The sequence below is a fragment of the Blautia faecicola genome (assembly GCF_004123145.1).
GTDB lineage: Bacteria > Bacillota > Clostridia > Lachnospirales > Lachnospiraceae > Oliverpabstia > Oliverpabstia faecicola.
This window is the reverse complement of the sequence record NZ_SDKC01000001.1, coordinates 1,222,579-1,243,291: the sequence shown is the minus strand read 5'-3', so window position 1 is coordinate 1,243,291 and position 20,713 is coordinate 1,222,579. Positions and strand designations below refer to the sequence as shown.

The 20,713-nt window shown below is 46.2% G+C and carries 21 protein-coding genes; 2 read left to right on the top strand and 19 right to left on the bottom strand.

All coding sequences use genetic code 11. From position 1 onward, the window contains the following. Nucleotides 1-7 precede the first annotated feature (7 nt). From yqeB to sigG, 10 genes are all read right to left on the bottom strand, one after another. Nucleotides 8-817 (bottom strand): selenium-dependent molybdenum cofactor biosynthesis protein YqeB, encoded by an 810-nt coding sequence (gene yqeB / locus ETP43_RS05555; protein WP_129257332.1) that lies wholly within the window; start codon nt 815-817, stop codon nt 8-10. 238 nt (nt 818-1,055) lie between these two features. After that, nucleotides 1,056-1,400, bottom strand: coding sequence for a winged helix-turn-helix domain-containing protein (locus tag ETP43_RS05550; protein WP_129257331.1), 345 nt, complete (start codon nt 1,398-1,400; stop codon nt 1,056-1,058). Nucleotides 1,401-1,564: 164 nt separating this feature from the next. Beyond that, on the bottom strand, nt 1,565-1,801 hold the full coding sequence (locus ETP43_RS05545; RefSeq protein ID WP_129257330.1) for a DUF3343 domain-containing protein: 237 nt from the start codon (nt 1,799-1,801) through the stop codon (nt 1,565-1,567). Nucleotides 1,802-1,855: 54 nt separating this feature from the next. Then, on the bottom strand, nt 1,856-2,995 hold the full coding sequence (locus ETP43_RS05540) for an aminotransferase class V-fold PLP-dependent enzyme (RefSeq protein WP_129257329.1): 1,140 nt from the start codon (nt 2,993-2,995) through the stop codon (nt 1,856-1,858). Continuing rightward, nucleotides 2,992-3,612, bottom strand: coding sequence for a sulfurtransferase-like selenium metabolism protein YedF (gene yedF, locus ETP43_RS05535; protein ID WP_129257328.1), 621 nt, complete (start codon nt 3,610-3,612; stop codon nt 2,992-2,994). Before yedF ends, ETP43_RS05540 begins: the two co-directional genes overlap by 4 nt. Before the next feature lie 197 nt (nt 3,613-3,809). Next, nucleotides 3,810-4,847, bottom strand: coding sequence for a selenide, water dikinase SelD (gene selD / locus ETP43_RS05530; protein WP_129257327.1), 1,038 nt, complete (start codon nt 4,845-4,847; stop codon nt 3,810-3,812). A 143-nt stretch (nt 4,848-4,990) separates the two neighbouring features. Then, nucleotides 4,991-5,494: a molybdopterin adenylyltransferase gene (mog, locus tag ETP43_RS05525; RefSeq protein ID WP_129257326.1), complete on the bottom strand. Its 504-nt coding sequence runs from the start codon at nt 5,492-5,494 to the stop codon at nt 4,991-4,993. 100 nt (nt 5,495-5,594) lie between these two features. Beyond that, entirely contained in the window at nt 5,595-6,077 is a 483-nt protein-coding gene (moaC, locus tag ETP43_RS05520) for a cyclic pyranopterin monophosphate synthase MoaC (protein ID WP_129257325.1), read from the bottom strand. A 257-nt stretch (nt 6,078-6,334) separates the two neighbouring features. After that, nucleotides 6,335-7,129 carry a selenium cofactor biosynthesis protein YqeC gene (gene yqeC, locus ETP43_RS05515; RefSeq protein ID WP_129257324.1) on the bottom strand — a complete coding sequence of 265 codons (795 nt, stop codon included), beginning with the start codon at nt 7,127-7,129 and terminating at the stop codon, nt 6,335-6,337. A 135-nt stretch (nt 7,130-7,264) separates the two neighbouring features. Further along, a complete protein-coding gene (gene sigG, locus ETP43_RS05510) occupies nt 7,265-8,041 on the bottom strand; it encodes an RNA polymerase sporulation sigma factor SigG (RefSeq protein WP_129257323.1) in 777 nt (258 codons plus the stop codon). Between the two features lie 192 nt (nt 8,042-8,233). Between sigG and ETP43_RS05505 the strand changes: the two genes are divergently transcribed. Then, nucleotides 8,234-8,656, top strand: a complete 423-nt coding sequence (locus ETP43_RS05505; protein WP_129257322.1) for an SseB family protein — start codon at nt 8,234-8,236, stop codon at nt 8,654-8,656. 155 nt (nt 8,657-8,811) lie between these two features. Here ETP43_RS05505 and ETP43_RS05500 read toward each other — a convergent pair whose 3' ends face one another. The 7 genes from ETP43_RS05500 to ETP43_RS05475 all read right to left on the bottom strand — a co-directional run bounded on the left by ETP43_RS05500 (nt 8,812) and on the right by ETP43_RS05475 (nt 16,921). Next, nucleotides 8,812-11,262 carry a glycoside hydrolase family 31 protein gene (locus ETP43_RS05500; RefSeq protein ID WP_129257321.1) on the bottom strand — a complete coding sequence of 817 codons (2,451 nt, stop codon included), beginning with the start codon at nt 11,260-11,262 and terminating at the stop codon, nt 8,812-8,814. A gap of 107 nt (nt 11,263-11,369) precedes the next feature. Further along, nucleotides 11,370-11,708: an MATE family efflux transporter gene (locus ETP43_RS17535; RefSeq protein WP_243114198.1), complete on the bottom strand. Its 339-nt coding sequence runs from the start codon at nt 11,706-11,708 to the stop codon at nt 11,370-11,372. After that, nucleotides 11,644-11,907: an MATE family efflux transporter gene (locus ETP43_RS17530; RefSeq protein ID WP_243114197.1), complete on the bottom strand. Its 264-nt coding sequence runs from the start codon at nt 11,905-11,907 to the stop codon at nt 11,644-11,646. The genes ETP43_RS17535 and ETP43_RS17530 overlap by 65 nt, the downstream gene beginning before the upstream one ends. A gap of 228 nt (nt 11,908-12,135) precedes the next feature. Then, nucleotides 12,136-13,338: an FprA family A-type flavoprotein gene (locus ETP43_RS05490; protein WP_129257320.1), complete on the bottom strand. Its 1,203-nt coding sequence runs from the start codon at nt 13,336-13,338 to the stop codon at nt 12,136-12,138. A 122-nt stretch (nt 13,339-13,460) separates the two neighbouring features. Next, nucleotides 13,461-14,165, bottom strand: coding sequence for an RNA polymerase sporulation sigma factor SigE (sigE, locus tag ETP43_RS05485; RefSeq protein ID WP_408608700.1), 705 nt, complete (start codon nt 14,163-14,165; stop codon nt 13,461-13,463). 44 nt (nt 14,166-14,209) lie between these two features. After that, nucleotides 14,210-15,067 carry a sigma-E processing peptidase SpoIIGA gene (locus ETP43_RS05480; RefSeq protein WP_129257318.1) on the bottom strand — a complete coding sequence of 286 codons (858 nt, stop codon included), beginning with the start codon at nt 15,065-15,067 and terminating at the stop codon, nt 14,210-14,212. A 195-nt stretch (nt 15,068-15,262) separates the two neighbouring features. Next, entirely contained in the window at nt 15,263-16,921 is a 1,659-nt protein-coding gene (locus ETP43_RS05475) for a glycoside hydrolase family 13 protein (RefSeq protein WP_022400164.1), read from the bottom strand. 336 nt (nt 16,922-17,257) lie between these two features. On the opposite strand from ETP43_RS05475, the gene ETP43_RS05470 reads away from it, so the two are divergent. Next, on the top strand, nt 17,258-18,160 hold the full coding sequence (locus tag ETP43_RS05470; protein ID WP_129257317.1) for an AraC family transcriptional regulator: 903 nt from the start codon (nt 17,258-17,260) through the stop codon (nt 18,158-18,160). A 20-nt stretch (nt 18,161-18,180) separates the two neighbouring features. Here the strand turns inward: ETP43_RS05470 and ETP43_RS05465 are convergent, their stop codons facing one another. Next, a complete protein-coding gene (locus ETP43_RS05465) occupies nt 18,181-19,533 on the bottom strand; it encodes an MATE family efflux transporter (RefSeq protein ID WP_129257316.1) in 1,353 nt (450 codons plus the stop codon). Nucleotides 19,534-19,700: 167 nt separating this feature from the next. Continuing rightward, nucleotides 19,701-20,297 (bottom strand): GNAT family N-acetyltransferase, encoded by a 597-nt coding sequence (locus ETP43_RS05460; protein WP_129257315.1) that lies wholly within the window; start codon nt 20,295-20,297, stop codon nt 19,701-19,703. Between the last annotated feature and the right edge of the window lie 416 nt (nt 20,298-20,713).

Below are 20,713 nucleotides of genomic sequence, written 5' to 3'. Positions count from 1 at the left end.
TCCTCCCCTACTCCAGTGCTCCGCAGATTACTTCCAATACACTTCCTGCGATGCAGCGGGCTTTGTCAGAAATCGTAAAACAATTCGCCAGTTCTTCTTTTCTCGGATCAATATCCGCAATCTTAAATCCTTTTGTCACCGGATAATTGTCCCGGATCAGCCCGCGGAGAAGTCCGTTGATCGTTGCGGGTACTTCCGTCGTTCCCGCTTCTCCCTCGATCACAGCCAGCACCTGCCCGGCTTCCACGATATCTCCAATCTTACTTCTGTTTTTCAGGATTCCTGCTGCCGGGGCGTGAATCACACGTTCCGCGCCGTATCCGCCGATGATCCCCGGAATCCCGGTATTTGGATACGCACTGCCCTGCCGGATAATTCTTCCAAGATTATGTCCGCGCTTCGTCTCGATCACCACATCCACATCTTCGCCCGCGGTAAACCCAGGACCAAGTCCGATGGTAAGCGGTGCCATATCTTTTTTCGTTCCGAGGTTCTTCTTTGCAAGGATCGCATCCACCACAACCTTCGGTTTCAAAAGCCGGATGCTTTCCCCCTCCGGATCCACCAACACCGGCACTTTTTCCTCATCCCATGCCTGATGCAGCTGTCCTGTGTTTTCTATCCTGACAGCCTCTACATTCTCCACACAGGCACTTCCACTGTAGACAGCTTCACTCAATGCCACCTGTCTTCGAATCGCCGCCGGGTGATCCGTTTCCAGAACCAGAAGATGAAATCCGCTCTTTTTCAGTCGATGAATCGTCCCGGTCGCCAGATCCCCCGCTCCCCGGACTATGATCAGATCACTTTTTTTCATCGGATATTCCTTTCTTTTTCGTTATTCTCATTCAAGAATAACGTTCACATAAATATAACTTTACAATACTCGTTTTTATTTGTCAATTCTGTTAATGTACACTTTTTTCGCTCTGTTTTTCTCAAATACGTTACTTTTTTGCAATATTTCTGATGTGATACTTTGCAGCATACATAGATTTTGTTCCTATCGTTCTCATATTTTTCTCTTGGTTTATTTCTCTCGCAATATTTTCCGCCTATTTCTGGAAATATTTCACAAAAGCTTTTTTAGCGTTCTGGTTTAGTTCATCCATAAACATTTCATATCGCCGCAGAAAATCCTTTCCTTCCCCGGTAAGCATGGTTCGTCCGCCTCTGCTGCCGCCCCGGCTTCCTTCCATCAGGGTAAAACCAAGGTCTTCCTCCGCGTGTTTCATAATGCGCCATCCCTTGGAATACGCCATCCCCATGCACCGGCAGGCTTCTGACAGAGAGCCCGTCTCTTCCACATGACGCATCAGCTCCGCCACTCCGGGACCAAATGCTCCTTCTTTTCGAAACACCCGCACTTTCATATGATAGTGCAGTTCATTTTCTTCCATTTGTTACTCCTTTTTTCATACGTTCCCGTATTTCCCGGAACTTATTTTGTATACTCCGCAATTATTGGATCTATAGTTATTTTATCCATAGTTCAAATTATTCTGCCATTATCCGCTCCGGCAAAACATTTTCATTTGCATACATACTGTGAATTTTCATTTTACTATAACTCCAGTACATATTCCGCTTCCCAGCGATAGCCTGCTTTCTTGAGTGCCGTGAGAACCTCATCTCTCGCCTCCGGTGCTGTCTTCCAGGAAAGACCACAACCTGCCGTAATCTCCCTTGGAATCGGAATCAGACGTCCCGGTAAGTTTTGCTCCAAACAAAATTTTTCTGCCGCCATCGCCTGCGTTGTGCTCTCGAAAGTCAGAATCCATGTTTTCTTTTTGATTCTCATTTTTTATTCAGCCGTCCTGTTTTTTGTTATCCTCTTTTCGCATAGATGTAACCTTTACAGCAATTTAGTCAGCTCCCACAAAGCCCCTGCCGTCCGATCCATCTCATCTTCCGTATTCCTATGCGACACAGAGATTCGCACCGCCCCCTGTTCTGTTGTTCCCAGAGTCTGGTGCATCAGCGGCGCGCAATGTGCTCCTGCCCGAACCGCTATTCCATGTTCTTCATACAGCCAGTCCGCAACATACGCCGAATCTTCCTCTCCCATATTAAAAGAAAGAATCCCCACGCGCCGGTTTCCGTCCGGAGTTCCATAAAATCGAATCCCAGGAATCTCCCAAATCTGTTCTTCCAGTCGTCTTAACAGCTGTCGCTCTCGCTGCAAAATCTCCTCTGTTCCCTTTTTCTTCAGATAATCCAACGCACCACCAAGTCCGGCGATTCCATGGACATTCAAAGTTCCAGCTTCCAGATGCTCCGGCATCGCCTTCGGATGTTCCCGGTCAAAGCTGTGGATACCGCTTCCTCCAACCTTCAACGGGCAAATCTCCACTCCCGGACGCACGTAAAGTCCACCGGTTCCCTGGGGACCTAAAAGCCCCTTATGCCCGGTAAAGCAAAAGATATCTATTCCCTGTTTCTGTACATCCACCGGTAAAATTCCCGCCGTCTGCGACCCGTCTACCACCAAAAGCAAATCTCTGCTCTCTGTTACTTCCCGGATTCTTTCCAGGTCGGTAATATTTCCGGTCAGATTGGAAGCATGTGTAATTACGATACCTTTTGTATTCTCCTTGACAAGCTCCGAAAGTTTTTCATACTCCAACACACCATTTTCATCTGCTGAAAGAATACTGACTTCCACACCCTCCTCCTGCAAACGGTAAAGAGGTCGAAGAACCGAATTATGTTCGCAGACTGTAGTGATCACATGATCCCCCTTGTGGAACAGCCCAAAAATCGCAGTGTTCAGTGCCTCTGTAGCGTTCGAGGTAAATGCGATCTGCTCTCCTTTTTCTGCATGAAAAAGCTCTGCCAGCTGCTCTCTTACCTGATAAACACACCGTCCCGCCTGCAATGTGGCCTCATGTGCGCCCCGTCCCGGATTCCCCATGGTATGAAAGGCACGAACCACAGCTTCTTCCACCTCTTTCGGCTTTTGCAGCGATGTTGCCGCGTTATCCAGATAAATCATGGCTTGATGATCCGGTCGGCTTTTGTCATCCGCTCTGCAATATCATACATATTGGTGACTTCACCTACCTGTAATTTTCCGGATAACCCATAAAAATTCAGACAGGTACCACAGGTGCGAATCTCCACACCCTGCTCTTCCAGCATTTTCAGATCTTCCAGCGACTGAGAGCCCTCACAGGTCAGGAATGCTCCCCCATTATAAAAGAGCATCTGATCCGGCAGCTCGTCCTGCTGTGTCAGCGCATAAATAAATCCCTTCAACAACGTAGCACCCAGTTCGTCATTTCCCTCACCCATCGTTTTCGAAGAAATCACCACCAGCCGATTCTTCTTCGCCGATGCACATGCTACATAATTTTCTTCTTCCACTGGTGCCTCTTCCGTTGCTTCTGCCTCTCCAACCGTCAGCGTCACCTGATATTCCTGTTCTTTCAGTTTCTGCGAAACACAGCCATAGCCTTTCTGGTTTGCCATCTTGGTCAGGTTCTGCACAGCGATCTCATTGTCGACCAACACCTCCACCGTTCCGGCACCCTGCAGTTCTTTGATGGCTTCCTTTGCTTTCACTAACGGGATCGGGCAGATATCTCCGAGTGCATTTACTGTTTTTTTCATTTTCGGTTCCTCCTGTGTATTTTTTCATATTGATGATAGATACTATTAGCTATCTATTAATTTATAACGGACGGGTATCCTTGTCAATGATCTCCCAATGCTATGAACTCCACGACCGGCAAGTTGAATGCTGCCAATATGCTGTTCGTAGTAACATGAGAATCGTGTGGTTTTGTCTTTTTCCTGTCATTTGCTCTTTATTTGCGCCCTTCAACCAGAATCTCCACTTCCTGTCTCTCCATCACTTTCCCGACAATCTCTGCCGGAAGTCCGGCCTCCCGCAGTTTTCCGCGCAGTTCTTCCGCTACCTCTCCCGGCACTGCAAACAGCAGTCCGCCTGAAGTTTGCGGATCGTACAATACTTCTTCCATCCCGAACGACACATTCTCAAACCACACATACTGTTCCAGATGATTCCTGTTTTTCTGTCCTGCTGCGGTCAGGAGGAATTCTTCTGCACATGCTTCCGCTCCGGCAAATACCGGGAGCCGGTCTGCGTAGATTTTGCAGGAATGTCTGCCGTCCATCATTTCGTGCAGATGCCCAAGGAATCCAAATCCGGTAACATCGGTGCAGGCGTGTACCGGATATTTTCGTCCGATCTCAGACGCTTTGCGGTTCAGTGTTGTCATGGAATCAATCACCTGCTCCATCGCTCCTTCCGGTGCCTGGCTGACACGATTTGCGGCACATAGAATGCCTACACCCAGTCGTTTCGTCAGAATCAGGCAATCGCCCGGTTTTGCGCCGTTGTTTTCCCATATTTTTTCCGGATCTACCACGCCGGTCACGGACAGACCGTATTTGACATCGCTGTCAGCGATCGAATGACCGCCTGCAAGGCTTCCACCCGCTTCCTGTACTTTTTCAGCGCCGCCCTGTAAGATTTTCCCGAGAATATTCAGGTCCATGGATTCCGGAAAGCAAACAATATTCAGTGCTGTCTTTACTTCTCCTCCCATGGCATAGATATCACTCAGGGCATTCGTTGCCGCTATTTTCCCAAATATGTACGGATCCTCTACCATCGGTGGGAAAAAATCCAATGTCTGTACCACCGCCTGGTGCTCATTTAGGCGATATACCGCCGCGTCATCCTTGCTGTCGTAACCAACCAGCAAATTTTCATCTTTTTTCCCCTTCGGAAGCCGCTCCAGGATGTGTTCCAGCACTCCGGCTCCCAGTTTCGCGGTACAACCGCCGCTTTTGCAGAATACAATTTCTTTTTCGCTCATATTCTCTCCGATCATCCAATTATTTTTCAATTTTTCTACATTTATCGTTCAAACCAAAGTCTGTTAAAATTTACTCTGACTCCAAAACTTGTCTTTAACAAGTACAAGTTCTCCACAAAATAAGGAAAATTGCATCTTTATTTTCACTTCCGTGCACATTCCCCATCTTCTCCCAGAAGAATATCCAGCCCGTGTCCCAGTGAACTCAGTATGTAGGTAAGACTCTCCGCTACAGCCTTCGGGCTTCCCGGAAGGTTGACGATCAGGGTCTGTTTGCGGATTGCGCTGGCTGCGCGGCTTAACATTGCTCTCGGTGTGATCGTCAGACTGTATGCCCGAATCGCCTCTGCAATCCCCGGCGCCACCCTGTCTGCTACTGCAAGCGTGGCTTCCGGTGTCACATCGCGCATGGAAAATCCGGTACCACCGGTTGTCAGAACCAATGCACAATGTTCCTCATCTGCCAGTCTGCAAAGTTCTTTTTCAATAGCTGCCTGCTCGTCCGGAAGAATCCGATAAGAAACTACTTCATACTGATCGTCCGGAAGTAATTCCTGAATCTTCGGACCACTTAGATCTTCCCGTTCTCCACGGGAGCCTTTATCGCTCAGCGTAACAATTCCCACTTTATATTTTCGTTTTTCCATTCTGTTCACCTGTTACTATTCCCTTCCCCTTTTTCTTCATGTGTTCTGTTCATTTATTTTTTTCTGACGTAACGTAATCTTTTTCATTTTTTCTTATATGTTATTCATTTTCGTTTCTGTAATGTCCGCTCTTTCCGCCCATCTTTTCCACCAGATGAATCTCGGAAATCACCATGCCGCGATCCATCGCCTTACACATATCGTAGATCGTCAGAAGAGCCACGCTGACTCCCGTCATAGCTTCCATCTCCACACCGGTTTTTCCCACACAGGATGTCCGGCAGGTTGCCGTGATCTGACGGGTTTTCTCATCGAATACAAATTCAATCTCACAGTCTGTCAGTGCAATAATATGGCACAACGGAATCAACTCCGCGTTCTTTTTCGCCCCCATGATTCCGGCAATTCTCGCGATACCGAGAACATCTCCCTTTTTTGCCGTGTGATTTGTGATTGCCTGAAAAACCTCCTCGTTGACCGTAATCGTCCCCTGCGCCACCGCTACCCGGTAAGTGTCTGCCTTTTCATGCACATCCACCATCACGGCATTTCCTTTTTCATCAAAATGTGTAAATCCACTCATGATTTTCTCCTTTGTTTACCCCTGCCAATTCTAATAATCAGACGTCTTCTGTATGAAGTGAAGTTCCTAACATCTGCTTTTCAGGGCTTCTATTATATCTTTAATTTTAATAATTAATTTCTGAATTTTCTACTATCTCAAACAGTCTTTCTCATAATAAAGAATCCGTAATACCTGCTAAGTAACAAGTAACATGCTTTCATTTTCAGCATAATTTGAATCAATTGTAATTTTCAAATCTATACTATACTGCCGCCTTAAAACTTTACAGTTGCTCCCCCCGCTCGACAGTTACGTAATTTTGTCAAAACCACATTCTCCACGCCCCATCCACGCAACATTTCTCCGATCCGTTCTCCTCCCTCTCTCCGCGTATCATCGTCGCACTGATTCAACACAGCCACATATTTTCTCCCTCCGACATCTTTCCGAAGCCCTTCCTCAGATGCCAGAATCTTCGCCATATCCTCACAGCTCAGCAGATGATCCTCATCCGCCTCCAACAGCTTTTCCGCCTCTTCCAGCCGAAAACAACATTCCTTTAACGGTTGCTCCAACGCCGAAAGTCCCAGAACTGCAATCACAACCTCTGTCTCCGGCAAAATGACCGGTTCGTGCGTGGCGGGTACTTTACAGGGCAGTCGTTTTGATCCGTCTGCTTCGATCAGGACGAGATCCGCAAGTGCCATCGCCTGTCTCATCCAGTCGGGATCCGGCATTTTTAGTTTCTGTGGCTGCTTCACTTCCACCTCTCCGATCACCGCCCAATCTCCCGCGCCCCAGATACGTTCCAGATCTTCCGGTGTCCGTGCCAGTTTTTCCGGCTCCGGTTGGAAAATATGCGTGGTTGTCGTTACCAGTACCTTTTTCCCCTGCTTGGTTCCCCAGGCTGCCATAATTTCGATCAGCGAACTTTTCCCGCCTGCCCCTACAAAAGAAAAACAATGTCTATCTTTCGTAAGAGTCGAAAATAACAGATGCGACTCGACCTTTTCACTTTGTTTCTTCTCCAGATTATATTTATAAAATTTCTGTATCAATTCTTTTTCCATTTTTACCAACAGAACGACAGCTTTTCAAACTTTTCTTCCAGTTCACTCCTGCTGCCCTTCCCATTGTAATCAACCTCCAAAAACAGCTTTCCTTAAGTTTACCAAACTCCCACAAAAAAGAAAAGCCACTATCCCCTACCGGAGATAATTTCTCATCACCCGCAGGGCGTTTTTCTCCAGACGGCTGACCTGTGCCTGGGAAATGCCGATCTCCTGTGCTACTTCCATCTGCGTCTTGCCCTCATAAAACCGCAGTTTCACAATATGACGTTCTCTGTCATTTAACCGGTTCATCGCATCCTGCAATGCCAGATTTTCCACCCAGTTTTCTTCTTTGTTTTTCTTATCACTCACCTGATCCATCACATACAGGGTATCTCCACCCTCGGTATACACCGGTTCGTACAGGCTCATCGGACTCTGGATCGCATCCAGGGCATAAACGATCTCCTCTTTTTCCATCCCGATTTCCGATGCAATCTCCATAATCGTCGGTTCTCGGAGATTGTTTTTCAGATAATTTTCCCGGGCATAGATCGCTTTGTAAGCCGTGTCCCGCAGTGACCGGCTGACCCGGATCGTACTGTTGTCCCGCAGGTATCTCCGGATTTCCCCAATAATCATAGGTACCGCATACGTGGAAAATTTCACCTGCAAAGTCGTATCAAAGTTATCAATCGCCTTCATCAGCCCGATGCAGCCGATCTGAAACAGATCATCCGCATTTTCATTGCTTCCGGAAAATCTCTTGATCACGCTTAACACCAGTCTGAGATTTCCTTTGATGTACAGTTCCCTTGCCTCTTTGTCCCCTTTTTTTATCTTTTCAAAGAGCAATTCTTTTTCCTCATTGGTCAGTACCGGAAGCCTGGATGTATTCACGCCGCAGATCTCTACCTTGTTCAATGCCATAATAAGAATCCTCCTAATTGTATTTGTTTTTACAACTAAAATGATTCTCAGCTGGCAAACTGTCTATTCATTTCCGACAAAAATAAAAAAAGTTTTACTCCTTGACAGTTCTTCTTATTTCCGTCTTTTCGAACCGTAACTTTTTGTGCTATACTGTTTTTATTATGTTTCAGAAAGATGAGGAAATCCACTATGACAGATAACAAAACTTCACATACAGACGAAGGTTTACAGGATAACGAACAGATCGAACAGGCAATTCTGGCATTGCAGCAGCAGCCGTCCCAGGAAATGCTTGCCCACGCGCTCACCGTACTCCGCAGACGGATGCTTGCTCACGGACAGCTGATCGTTGCAGTCGAACCACCGGTTGGCGACAACCAGATGCGCCTTCAGGCGATCCAGACCGATGACGGTAAAAAATGGTGGGCAGCCTTTACCAGTTTTGATGAAGAAATCAAAGGCGGTGGCAGCGTAATGTCCACTTTCCTCACCGATATTGAAAAACTGTTTACTTCTGCTCTTTCAGTAGAAGAAATAGACGGCGTGATCATCAATCCGTGGAACCGGACGCTAATGCTCGACAAAAATCTGATCCGGATCGTCCAGGGATGATCCACACACTTTTTCAGATGCATCATTCTCACGATACAGAATCCCAGGATCTGCAATTTCCTGAAAGATAACAAAGCCCCTGTCCGGACAATCTTGATCGTATTGTCCGGACAGGGGCTTTGTATTTACCTATGTAATTTATCTGTCACACACTCTTATGCTGTCAGCAGTTCCAGAACTGCACCCATCAGTGCCGGGCTCAGGTTCATGGTTGCCAGTGTTCCGATGCCGTCTTTGCCCATCTTTTCCACAACTGCCTGAATAGCAGACTTCAGATTGTAAGGAATCTGAGCTTTATCAAGCATTGCATAGCAGCGTCCGGCCAGATCGTTTTCTGCAAGAGATATACCGTCTGCAAATGTGATCACGATTTCTTTTCCTACTGCTGTTTCCGGTACTTCTACGGTCAGTGCTGCAATTGCTTTGTCATAGGAAACTTTTACAGCTACTTCTTCACCGTCTGCGGTCACTTTGCAGCATGCTTTTTCTACGCCCATGAATACTACCTTCCAGCTTCTGCTTTCCGGAATCACAGATACATTGCCCAGTGCTTTGCCGATGGTGAAAGTATCTTCTTCTCCGCCGGTAAATGTCAGCTGTGTAGCTACCCAGTTTTCTTCTTTATCTACAGGTGTATCTCCCTGGTCTTCCCACAGAGTGAAGGTTCCGTCTTCTGCCGGGAATACACGAACTTCCATAGCTTTCGGGTTATCGGTGCTGCTGTCATAATCAGCCATATCTTTCATCGGAACGATAGCTCCTGCTTTCATCAGAACAGGCATATCTTCTACACCTCTCCACAGATCGATCATACGGCCACCCTGGTATACCATACCCGTGAAGAAATCAACCCACATGCCTTCCGGCAGCCAGGTTGTTACTTTCGCTGCACGAACTTCCGGATCCTGTTTCTCTGTGATCGGGGACACCAGCAGTTCAGAACCAAAGTAATATTCGTTCGGTACCTGATAAGCCTCGTCACAATCCGGCTCCAGATAATACATCGGCTGGATCAGTGGCAGATCATCGTAATTTGCTCTGTGGTTCATGGTGTACAGATATGGAACCATTCCATGACGCAGACGCAGGTAATCTTCCATAACACCCTGTGTGATCTTGTCAAATTTCCATGGTTCTTTTCCGTTGAACGGATTGTCGGTGCTGTGCAGACGGTTAATCGGAGAGAATACTCCGTATTCTACCCATCTTGCCATCAGTTCATCGTCACGGATACCCATCATATGGCCACCGATATCATGGCTCCACCATCCATATCCAACGTTGCTTGCTGTATTGGTAAAATATGGCTGGAACTGTAAGCTTTCCCATGAGATTACACTGTCACCTGAGAATCCTACCGGATATCTGTGACTTCCCACACCTGCATATCTGGAGAAAGTCAGCGGACGATTACCCTTCCAGCTGCTGTCCAAATAATGATAATGGTTCAGCATCCACAGCGGATCCAGTCCCGGCACTTTGGTAACAGTTCCCTGCTGCCAGTCAAGCCACCAGAAATCCACGCCTTCTTCTTCCAGCGGATGATGCAGATCTTTCAGGTACACTTCCATGAAATGTGGATCTGCAGGATCAAACTGTACTGCAATCTCACTTTCAGGATCGATTCCCATCTTTTCTGCCACGCGCGGATACAGTTCCTCATATGCACGGATTCCGTCAGCCGGATGCACATTCAGTGTAATCTTCATATTGTGCTCATGCAGCCAGGACATAAATCCTTTTGGATCCGGGAAGAAGTTTTTGTTCCAGGTATATCCTGTCCAGCCACTTCCGTACTTTGGATCTACATCGTCAACGATATGCCAGTCCATATCAACAACAGCTACAGAGAACGGCAGTTTTTCGTCTTCAAAACGTTCTACCAGTTCTTTATATTCCTCCTCTGTATAACGATGATAACGGCTCCACCAGTTACCAAATGCATATCTTGGCAGCAGCGGCTGTTTTCCACACAGATAATAGAAATCTTTCAGACTTTCCAGATAACGATGTCCATATCCGAAGAAATACAGATCCTCGCCATCTCCCTGTCTCGGACTTACCCATCCGTCTTCTGTCAGTGCCATCGAATGACTGTCATCCACAACAGCAAAGCCTTTTCTTGAGATGATACCATGCTCCATTTTGACTTTACCGCTGTATTTTTCGTTCATCGGTGTGTCACCCTTCAAATAAGCATCATCACTCAGTTTCATAGCACCGTCGCATCCGTCTAGTGTACGGGCTGTTCCAAGAAGATCACTCGGTTCGTCTCCGTAATTCCAGTTTCTTCCCCAGCCGCCACCGCCACCTATGACTTTGATAGACAGACCGTTTGCTGCAAATGGTTTTCTGTTGTAATGAATCTCCAGAGAATCTGTATAAATAACCAGCTCCTCTTCATCCTCAACGACCTTGAATTCCGGTACCGGGAAATCACGGTTCAGTACGGACTGTGTTGCACGGTCCTCGAATACACCTTCGCTGTTGTATTCCAGACGTACCAGTGCAGATGTCAGCATCGTGATTCGATAGCAGTCGCCCTGAATGATCGCTTCTTTTTTGCTCACCGGATGTGATTCCAGTTTGTATCCTTCCATTCCCATTTTGTAAAAAACCTCCTTTTACTTATATTGTTCATTTTTTATTACAAACCGCCTGATCAGACCGTCACCCAACAATCTGATCCAGCGTTTCTGTACATGTATAATTTTTATACATCATCTCTCGTGATATTCTGCAGCCATTTGTAACTCTTGTAATGTTTGTATACAAACGGCATCTTGACGAACTCGTCCAGACAAAGCAGGAAATATACCCACATTGGCGGCAGCTTCAACACGAAAGCGCTGATAAAGCCAAGTGGTACCGAAAATACCCACATGTCTATTGTATCACAAATAAATCCAAAACGCGAGTCCCCACCGGAACGAAATACACCACAAATTACGGTTGTATTCATCGCCTGACCGATACTATAGTACGCGTTAATAAAGATCATGACCGTCAGATAACCTGTTGCGGTAGGTGTCAGATCCACCATACGCATCATCAGCGGCTTGAACAATAAAATAACAACGCCTCCAAGCACCGAACTTGCAAATGATAGCCGGATCTTTCTTTCCCCAGTACTGCGCTGCCAGCATTGTCGATCCCGAAGAGATTCCGGCATACACCAGCTGCAGAACGAACATCACCTGGTTGGCAAGAGACACCGCTGATAAAGCATCCTGTCCCACATAGCCTACCATAACGACATCCGCAGAGCTAACCGCTGTACTGATCAGGTTCTGTACCGCGATCGGCAGGATCAGAGCAAACAGGGAACGGTAAATCCGTTTTGCTTTGTTTGTGTCTTTTCCATAAAAAGTCCCCCAATTTCTATGGTTTTACTGTACTGATTGTACTATAGAAGTCGGGGGAATTCCTCTATTAAAATTACAAAAAAGTGTACTATTTTGACTTTTTAACTATATGTTTTATGTTAACGAAGAAGTGATCTTCTCAGCCAGCGCTTCCAGGGATGCTTCCTGTGCTTCTTTTACCGCGGAACGGATCGTAACACCTTCCTCCAGAAGTTCGATATTTTTCATACCGGCAAAGATTTCGCGCATCTGTTTTCCGGCAACCGGTGCCCAGGTTCCGTTTTCCATGATGGCTACGGTACGGTTCTGCAGGCTGTGTGCTTTCAGTTCCGACAAGACCGTTTCCATTTTGGTAAAGATACCGCCGTTATAACTCGGTGCTGCAAATACGAGATGGCTGCAACGGAAAGATTCGGATACGATCACGGAAGGATCGGTCACAGATACATCGTACATCGCGATGTTCTTTACCCCTTTGTCTGCCAGTTTGGATGCCAGGATCTCTGCTGCATTTTCCGTATTGCCATAGATGGATGCATAGGCGATCATCACTGCCTGATCTTCCGGTTTGTAGCTGCTCCAGGTGTCGTATTTTTCAATAAACCATCCAAGATTTTCTCTCCAGATCGGTCCGTGGAGCGGGCAGATCATTTTGATTTCCAGTGTTGCTGCCTTTTTCAGAAGGTTCTGCACCTGTACACCGTATTTTCCGACGATATTGATAAAATATCTTCTGGCGTCATCCAGCCAGTCTCTCTCGAAGTTCACTTCGTCTGCGAACAGATTTCCGTTGATCGCTCCGAAGGTTCCGAAACCATCCGCGGAAAACAGGATCTTGTCTACGGTATCATAAGAAACCATTGCTTCCGGCCAGTGTACCATCGGTGCCATCACAAAGGCAAAGGTATGTTTTCCGGTACATAAGGTATCCATTTCTTTTACGATCACGGTACGGTCTTCCACCGGAAAATCAAAGAACTGTTTTAACATCGGAACCGTCTTTGCGTTGCATACCAGTTTCACATCCGGATATCTTCTTACCACATCTCCGATGATCGCACAGTGATCCGGCTCCATATGGTTGACGATCAGATAATCCAGTGTTCTTCCGTCCAGAACATATTCCAGGTTTTCAAAAAACAGTCCGCTGATAGATGCGTCTACGGTGTCTAACAGAACCGTTTTTTCATCCAGCAGAACATATGAGTTATAGGAAACTCCTCTTGGAATCGGGTATACATTTTCAAATAATGCCAGTCTGCGGTCGCTTCCGCCGATCCAGTATAAGTCATCCGTTACTTTTTTCACACAATGCATGTCGTAACTCCTCACTTTCACTTTTGTTTTTCGTAACTGTTCAGTATCTTCACAGTTACATATTTTCTCCATTATACTGTTTTCTGATATCTCTTTCAAGCAATCCGCAAAAATTTCACGTTTTATTCATAGCGGACAATCTCTTTTTTCAGCCGCACCATGATCCGTTTTTCCAGTCTCGAGATATACGACTGGGAGATTCCGAGAAGATCTGCCACTTCTTTTTGCGTCTTCTCTCTTCCATCTGGCTGATTCAGACCAAAACGTAGGCAGATGATCATCTTTTCTCTGGCATTTAACTTATTGATGGCTTTCACCAGAAGTTTACACTCCACCTCATGTTCCAGATCCCGGTAGATCACATCTTCCTCCGTTCCCAGGATATCGGAAAGCAGCAGTTCATTGCCATCCCAGTCCACATTCAGCGGTTCGTCGATCGATACTTCCATGCGGGTCCGGCTGTTTCGTCTCAGATACATCAGAATTTCGTTTTCGATACAGCGGGATGCATACGTCGCAAGTTTAATCTTCTTTTCCGGATTGAAGGTATTGATTGCCTTGATCAGTCCGATGGTTCCGATCGAGATCAGATCTTCCATTCCCACACCGGTGTTATCAAACTTCTGTGCGATATAGACGACAAGGCGCAGATTGTGTTCAATCAGACTTGCCCTCGCCTGCTGGCTGTCTTCTTTTGTCAGACTCTCTATCACTGCGGATTCCTGCTGGGGAGATAACGGATTTGGCAGGACATCTGCTCCGCCGATATAATAGATTTCTCCCGGCTTTCTCCACATCACACGGGAAAAACCCGGTAACATACGCATACGAAAATGACTGGGTAATGCTGCCTGCATCATAGAATTTCCTCCTAACTGTCTATCAGATTTGGATGTAAAATCATCTGACAGTCCCCGAAATAAGAACTGTCCTCTCCTGAAAAAGCGACCACCGGATGGCGGATCACTTTCTGTACTTCCTCATTCTCCAGGTACATGGCATCCAATGTGACAGCGACCAGTAACCCGGATGAACAGCCAAGGCTGGAAAAGACCAGAAAATGCGGATGCAGTCTCTGAAAGGACACATCCTGTCCGCTTTCTGCCTTTCCCATCTGAAATTCTCGTAATTTTTCCATCGTATCTGCGTCGCAGAGCTTTTCGAGCGTTTCTTTTCGGATGATGCTCACCGGTCTTTGCAGTACCGAATCATACAGGCCGTTGCCCGTATCAAAAAATGCATCCACCTCTGTCCTGTGCTCTTCCATCTGCAATTTCACCCGACAGTGGATCTTTCCCTTTTTTCTCCACCGCGTATACAGGGAAAATACAGCAGCATACGCAAGGTAACAGACGGTTCCCGCGAGCAGCACTTCCGACATTCTGTCCAGTCCAAGGAAGCGCTTCAGGACTTCCATCATGCCTCCCATGAGAAATCCTGCTATGTACAGCCCCGCGACTCCTCCGCAGAGTCCTTTTATCGTCCGCAGTCCGCATCCGAACCTTACCATGATCGTGTTGATTGCCACATATGCCAGTATCGTATTCACCGGAAAGCTGACAGGTAAGAGGATCAGCAGACAGTACCCAAACGCTCCGAAAGCCGCCCCTCCAAGAGAAGCAAATACTCCCGCCTTTCCTCTGCACAGTTTTTTTACCAGTCTCAGTAAGAGAAAATCCATCACCAGATTCGTAACAAACAGTACGTCCGGATAGATCGTATAAGACAAAAAGCACCCCCTGTCCCACCTGGAATACTTACTGGAAAACAAGTATTATTATATGGAACCGGGAGTGCTTATTTTGTCAAAAACGAGGTGTCGAACGACAGTTTCGCTCGACACCCCATTCCTGGTTTTTCGCTTTTTCGAAATTTTTATACATATCCCTTCCGAATCAGCGGTATATTTTCCTGCTTTTTGTATTTATTTGTAGAGAATTACTCTTGTTTCATATGGCTGCAGAGCACCTGCTACATGGTTTTTGTAGTTTGTGATCAGCTCTTCGCCTTCTTTTCCTTCGAACAGATCACAAGGTACTTCTTTGTTTGTGAAGTTACAAGCTACCACCAGTTTCTCATCGCCCAGTGTTCTCTCATATGCATAGATATCATCGTTGTCTTCCAGCAGTCCGTGGAATACACCTTCTACGATTACTTCATACTGATGACGCAGCTGGATCAGTTTCTGATAGTAGTAGAATACACTGTCCTTGTCTTCGAGTGCTGCTTTTGCATTGATCTGCATATAGTTTTTGTTTACGCTGATCCACGGTGTTCCTGTGGTAAATCCGGCATTTGCGCTGTCATCCCACTGCATCGGAGTTCTCGCATTGTCACGGCTGACCATCTTCAGACAGTTCAGCATCTCTTCTTCTGTCATCAGACCGCTCTCGGTATACTCTTTGTATGCGTTGATGGCTTCGATATCTTTGTAATCATCGATGGATTTGAAATATGCATTGGTCATACCGATTTCTTCACCCTGATAGATATACGGAGAACCTTTCAGCATATGCAGACAGGTTGCGATCATCTTTGCGGATACCTCGCGGTACATCGGGCTGTCATCACCGAATCTGGATACCGCACGCGGCTGATCATGGTTATCCCAGTACAGACTGTTCCATGCTTTTCCTTCCAGGTCATTCTGCCATTTGTTCATGACCGCGCGGACTTTTTTCATTTCCGGTTTCTTAGTGGTCCATTTGCCGTATTTTCCGTCTGTTGTTCCCATGTGTTCGAACTGGAATACCATGTTCAGTTCGCTTCCATCCAGATTTGCATATTTCTTTGCTTCCTCTGTGGTAACACCTGGTGTTTCACCGACGGTGATCAGATCAAATTTGGAAAGTACACGCTGGTTCATTTCCTGCAGATATTCGTGTACATGAGGTCCGTTGCATACATATGGTGACATATCGCCGTGCAGTCCATCACGGATTTCTCCGTCCGGATATGCAGGATCTTTGGAGATCATGCTGATAACGTCCATACGGAAACCATCTACACCTTTTTCACACCACCAGGTCATCATGTTAAATACTTCGTCACGTACTACCGGGTTCTCCCAGTTCAGATCCGGCTGTTTTTTGGAGAAGCAGTGCAGATAATACATTCCTGTCTCTTCGTCAAATTCCCAGACAGAACCTCCGAAGCATGCTCCCCAGTTATTAGGCTCTTTGCCGTCTTTCGGATCTTTCCAGATATAGTAATCACGATACGGATTGTCTTTTGATTTTTTGCTTTCCAGGAACCATCTGTGTTCATCGGAGCTGTGGTTTACTACCAGATCCATCACCAGTTTGATGCCTCGTTTGTGCATCTCAGCGATCATCCGGTCAAAGTCTTCCATTGTTCCGAAATCGGTCATGATATCCTGATAATCGGAGATATCATATCCATTGTCATCATTCGGGGATTTGTAGATCGGTGACAGCCAGATCACATCCACGCCCAGTTCTTTCAGATAATCCAGATGTTCGGTAATACCATTCAGATCGCCGATACCGTCTCCGTTGCTGTCGGCGAAACTTCTTGGATAAATCTGATAAATAACACTACTTTTCCACCATGCTTTGCTCATATGTTTGTCCTCTTTTCTTTCTTCCGAAAATTTTCTGTATTTTCAGACTCGTTTTCATATATATTCAATATACTATATTTCATTTCCCATTTCTTGTAATATATTGCTATTTTTTTATACTATATTCACTTTCTGTTGTCCTGTTTTTGACACCTTTGTAATATCTTTCTGTATGTTTTTCTCTTTTTTCATAAGAAATACACAAAGCAGAATAATCGTTACTGTGATCCATGCGGTGACTCTTTCTTTTTTGAAAGTCCTGTGATATCTTTAGATTATAAACATAACATTTTCAGATAATACTCAAATATATTTTAATTAAAGGACTGTATTTACATGAATAGCTTATCTTATCACGAAAGTCACTCTCATGGTCCTCTCGGTCTTCCGTTTCAGGCATTCTCTCAGGAAGATCCTTACGGGCAATACTTTGTGCCATATCACTGGCATGAGGAAGTGGAATTTTTATATGTCACAAAAGGAAGTCTGGTGCTGCGTACCCAGAACCGTACCCGGCTGCTTCAGGAAGGGCATATCTATTTTATTAATCCCGGCACACTGCACGGACTGTTTGGAAACAGTCCGTTTTCCCATCATTATGCTCTGGTTTTCCGGCTGGATATGCTGAATTTTCTCCAGGCAGATTCCTGCCAGACCTCTTATCTGGTACCTCTTTGCACCGGAAAATATCTGTTTCCCGATGGCGAGGATCTCCCTTCGGAGCTCACTGATCCGATTGGTTCACTGATCAAAAAGGCAGCCGACGAGTACCGAAACTGCGATACCTCGCTGACTGCTGCTCTCTCGATCAAAATCACACTGTTACAGATTCTGGAACTGCTGTTTGCCAGCCAGTCCTTTATCCCCGGTACCCAGACAGGAGAGCCTTCCGGCGATGGGAATCCGTTAAAAGCTGTATTTTCTTATATTGAATCTCACTACGGAGAAAAAATATCTCTGGAAGACCTTGCCGGCACAATTCATATGAACCGGAATTATTTCTGCCGTTTCTTTAAAGAAAAGGTAGGAAAAACACCGTTTTCCTACCTGAATGAATACCGGGTCAACCAGGCGGCCTCCCAGCTGCTCTCCACCCGGCTTCCCATCACTGAGATTGCATTAAACGCCGGTTTCGAAAATATGAGTTATTTTATCCGTCAGTTCAGGCGTTGCAAAGGCTGTACCCCTTCCGCCTACCGGAATACCAAAGACCCCAAGTCTCTGCCGATTCCGTTCTGACATTCTGTACTTGTTTTTTGTCAGGCAGTCACCTGTTTTTTTGTGCGGGTTACCCACTGGAACACAATCACAAATAACACGCCTTTCACAATGGAAGTCGATGACAGTGCCCACCAGATACCGTTCAGTCCCAGGGAAGTTCCTCCGAGAATAATCGCCAGCGGGATCCGGGCACTGGTAAAGATGATGCTGATCACACTGCAAAGATGTGTCTTTCCCAGTCCGGAGAGTGCTCCCACCGTCGTCGTCTCGATACATAAAAAGGCTTCGCTGAATCCTACAATAATCAGATAATCAATCGCTGTGGCAATTGCTTTCGGCTCATGGAAGAAAATATTGGCGATCGGACGCGGCACACATACAAACAGCACCGTGATGAACAGTCCCCAGATGCCAACCGTCCACTGCGACGCCCGATAGCCCTTCTTTACACGTCCCATCTCTCCCGCACCATAGTTCTGTGCGATAAATGCATTTAACGCGGTGGCAAATCCGTCCGCCGTATTCCACGAGATCGATTCGATCTGTCCGCCCACTCGCTGTGTGGCGATTGCTTCCGCACCAAAAGCGGATACCATACGGGTGATCACCATCGAGATCACACAGTATGCCATTCCCTGCAGTGCCGTGGGAATTCCGATCTTACAGATCCCTCGCAGATATTCTGCCGGGATTTTTTCAAATACCGAGATGCCCTTTAATACATTTTCTTTTTTCTGTTTCACAATTCCCAGAATCATGATACTCATAACGATAAACTGTGCCGTTACCGTGGCGATTGCTCCGCCTGCCGCGCCCAGTTTCGGCAGTGGTCCCGGCCCGAGAATCAGGAGCGGATCCAGAATCATATTTGTCGCTAATCCGATCAGATTCGCATAAAACGGCGTTTTCGAATCTCCCTGTGCCGTATAGATACCCGTCAGAGTCACCGATAAGAACGAAAAGACGATCAGCCCGCAGGCGATCTTCGTATAAATAAACGCCGACGCATACGCCTCCGGATCTTCCAGTTTGAAAAATCTGATCATCTGCTTTGTAAAAATCAGCGCAACGATCGCATACAGAATTCCCATAATAGCTGCCAGCTGAACCGCAGCCTGTGCATACCCATGAGCCTTTTTCTTATCTCCTCTTCCGACGCACTGTGCCACCTGTACCTGTCCGCCCATCCTTGCCATGGACGCAAATCCCTGCGACAGCCAGATAAACATGCCTCCCACGCCGATACCCGCCACTGCCTTTGAACCGAGCAGTCCGATCCACGCCATATCGGTAATGTTATATAAAGTCCCCAGAAACGAAGACGCCATGATCGGTATCGCCAGTTTGGTCAGCGTCTTCAGAATAGGACCCTTCGTCAAATTTCCTTCCATATAATATAATTCTCCTTACATCATATTTTCCTTTTTGTGCTTCATCCGCTTTTTGCCCGGACAGTATCTTGACGAACTGTCACCGGCATCGTAAATTTTTCATACCTGTTCAGTATCCTCACAGGTACTGTCTGCAGAATAGTTACAGTTTTTTGTTCTCTCTGATTTTATACTTCCCATGGTGTCGGATTTTTCTTTAAAAGTTCCGGAAACGGGATCATCGCCGGCTGTTTTTTCTGATGTTCGCCGATTATTTTCTCCATCCACACCATGTGATACCAGGTATCAAACTTATACCCGCACTGATAAAATTCTCCCACCAGCCGGTATCCCAGATGATGATGAAAATCCATGCTGTTGCGGTCAAGATGTTCATCCGGCACTTCCGGCACACTGATGCAGGCATTCAGATTTGTAATATTTTGCTTTTTCAACACCTGCTCCAGTGCCGCATACATCTTCTTTCCAAGCCCTCTCTTTTTTTGATCTTCCCGGATATAGATCGTCGTCTCTACCGCCCAGTCGCAAGCAGATCGCTCATTGAACGTCCCTGCATACGCATACCCCAGAAGCTCCCCGTTTTCTTCCAGTACCAGATATGGGTATTTCGTCAGAATATGACGGATCCGTCCGGCAAAATCTTCCTCCGGCGGTACTTCATATTCGAATGTGATCGCTGTTTTCTCCACATACGGCGCATAGATTTTCAGAAGCACTTTTGCATCCTCCGGCTTTGCCACCCGGATCGTCAGTTCTTCTTTCATGCTATCCCTCTCCTTTTTCAAACATATGTTTTATCTTACCATTCCACCGCCCGATATGCAATGTGAATCCGTATTTCAGTCGTTTTTTATTTAACAAAATTTATAATAACCGATAGAATTTTTTTATCATACCGCAAATAATACGAATTAGTACTTGTTATATTTTTGTTATATAATTAACACATACATGATACCCAGAGTCAAAAAGTCGTAAGTCTGCCGCAAGCTTGCCTGCATGAAGATTTCTGACCTTGGGACTCGCCGAAAACATGAGTAAGCAGCCATTTCCCAAAGAAAAATGCGCGGATCACGAATGTTTTTGAGGATTGTAAGAGTACGAAGTACGGAATAATCCGGTATCAAATGGGTCAAAACACTTTTTGCCCCATCACCTACAAAAATCTCAGGGAGGTTTC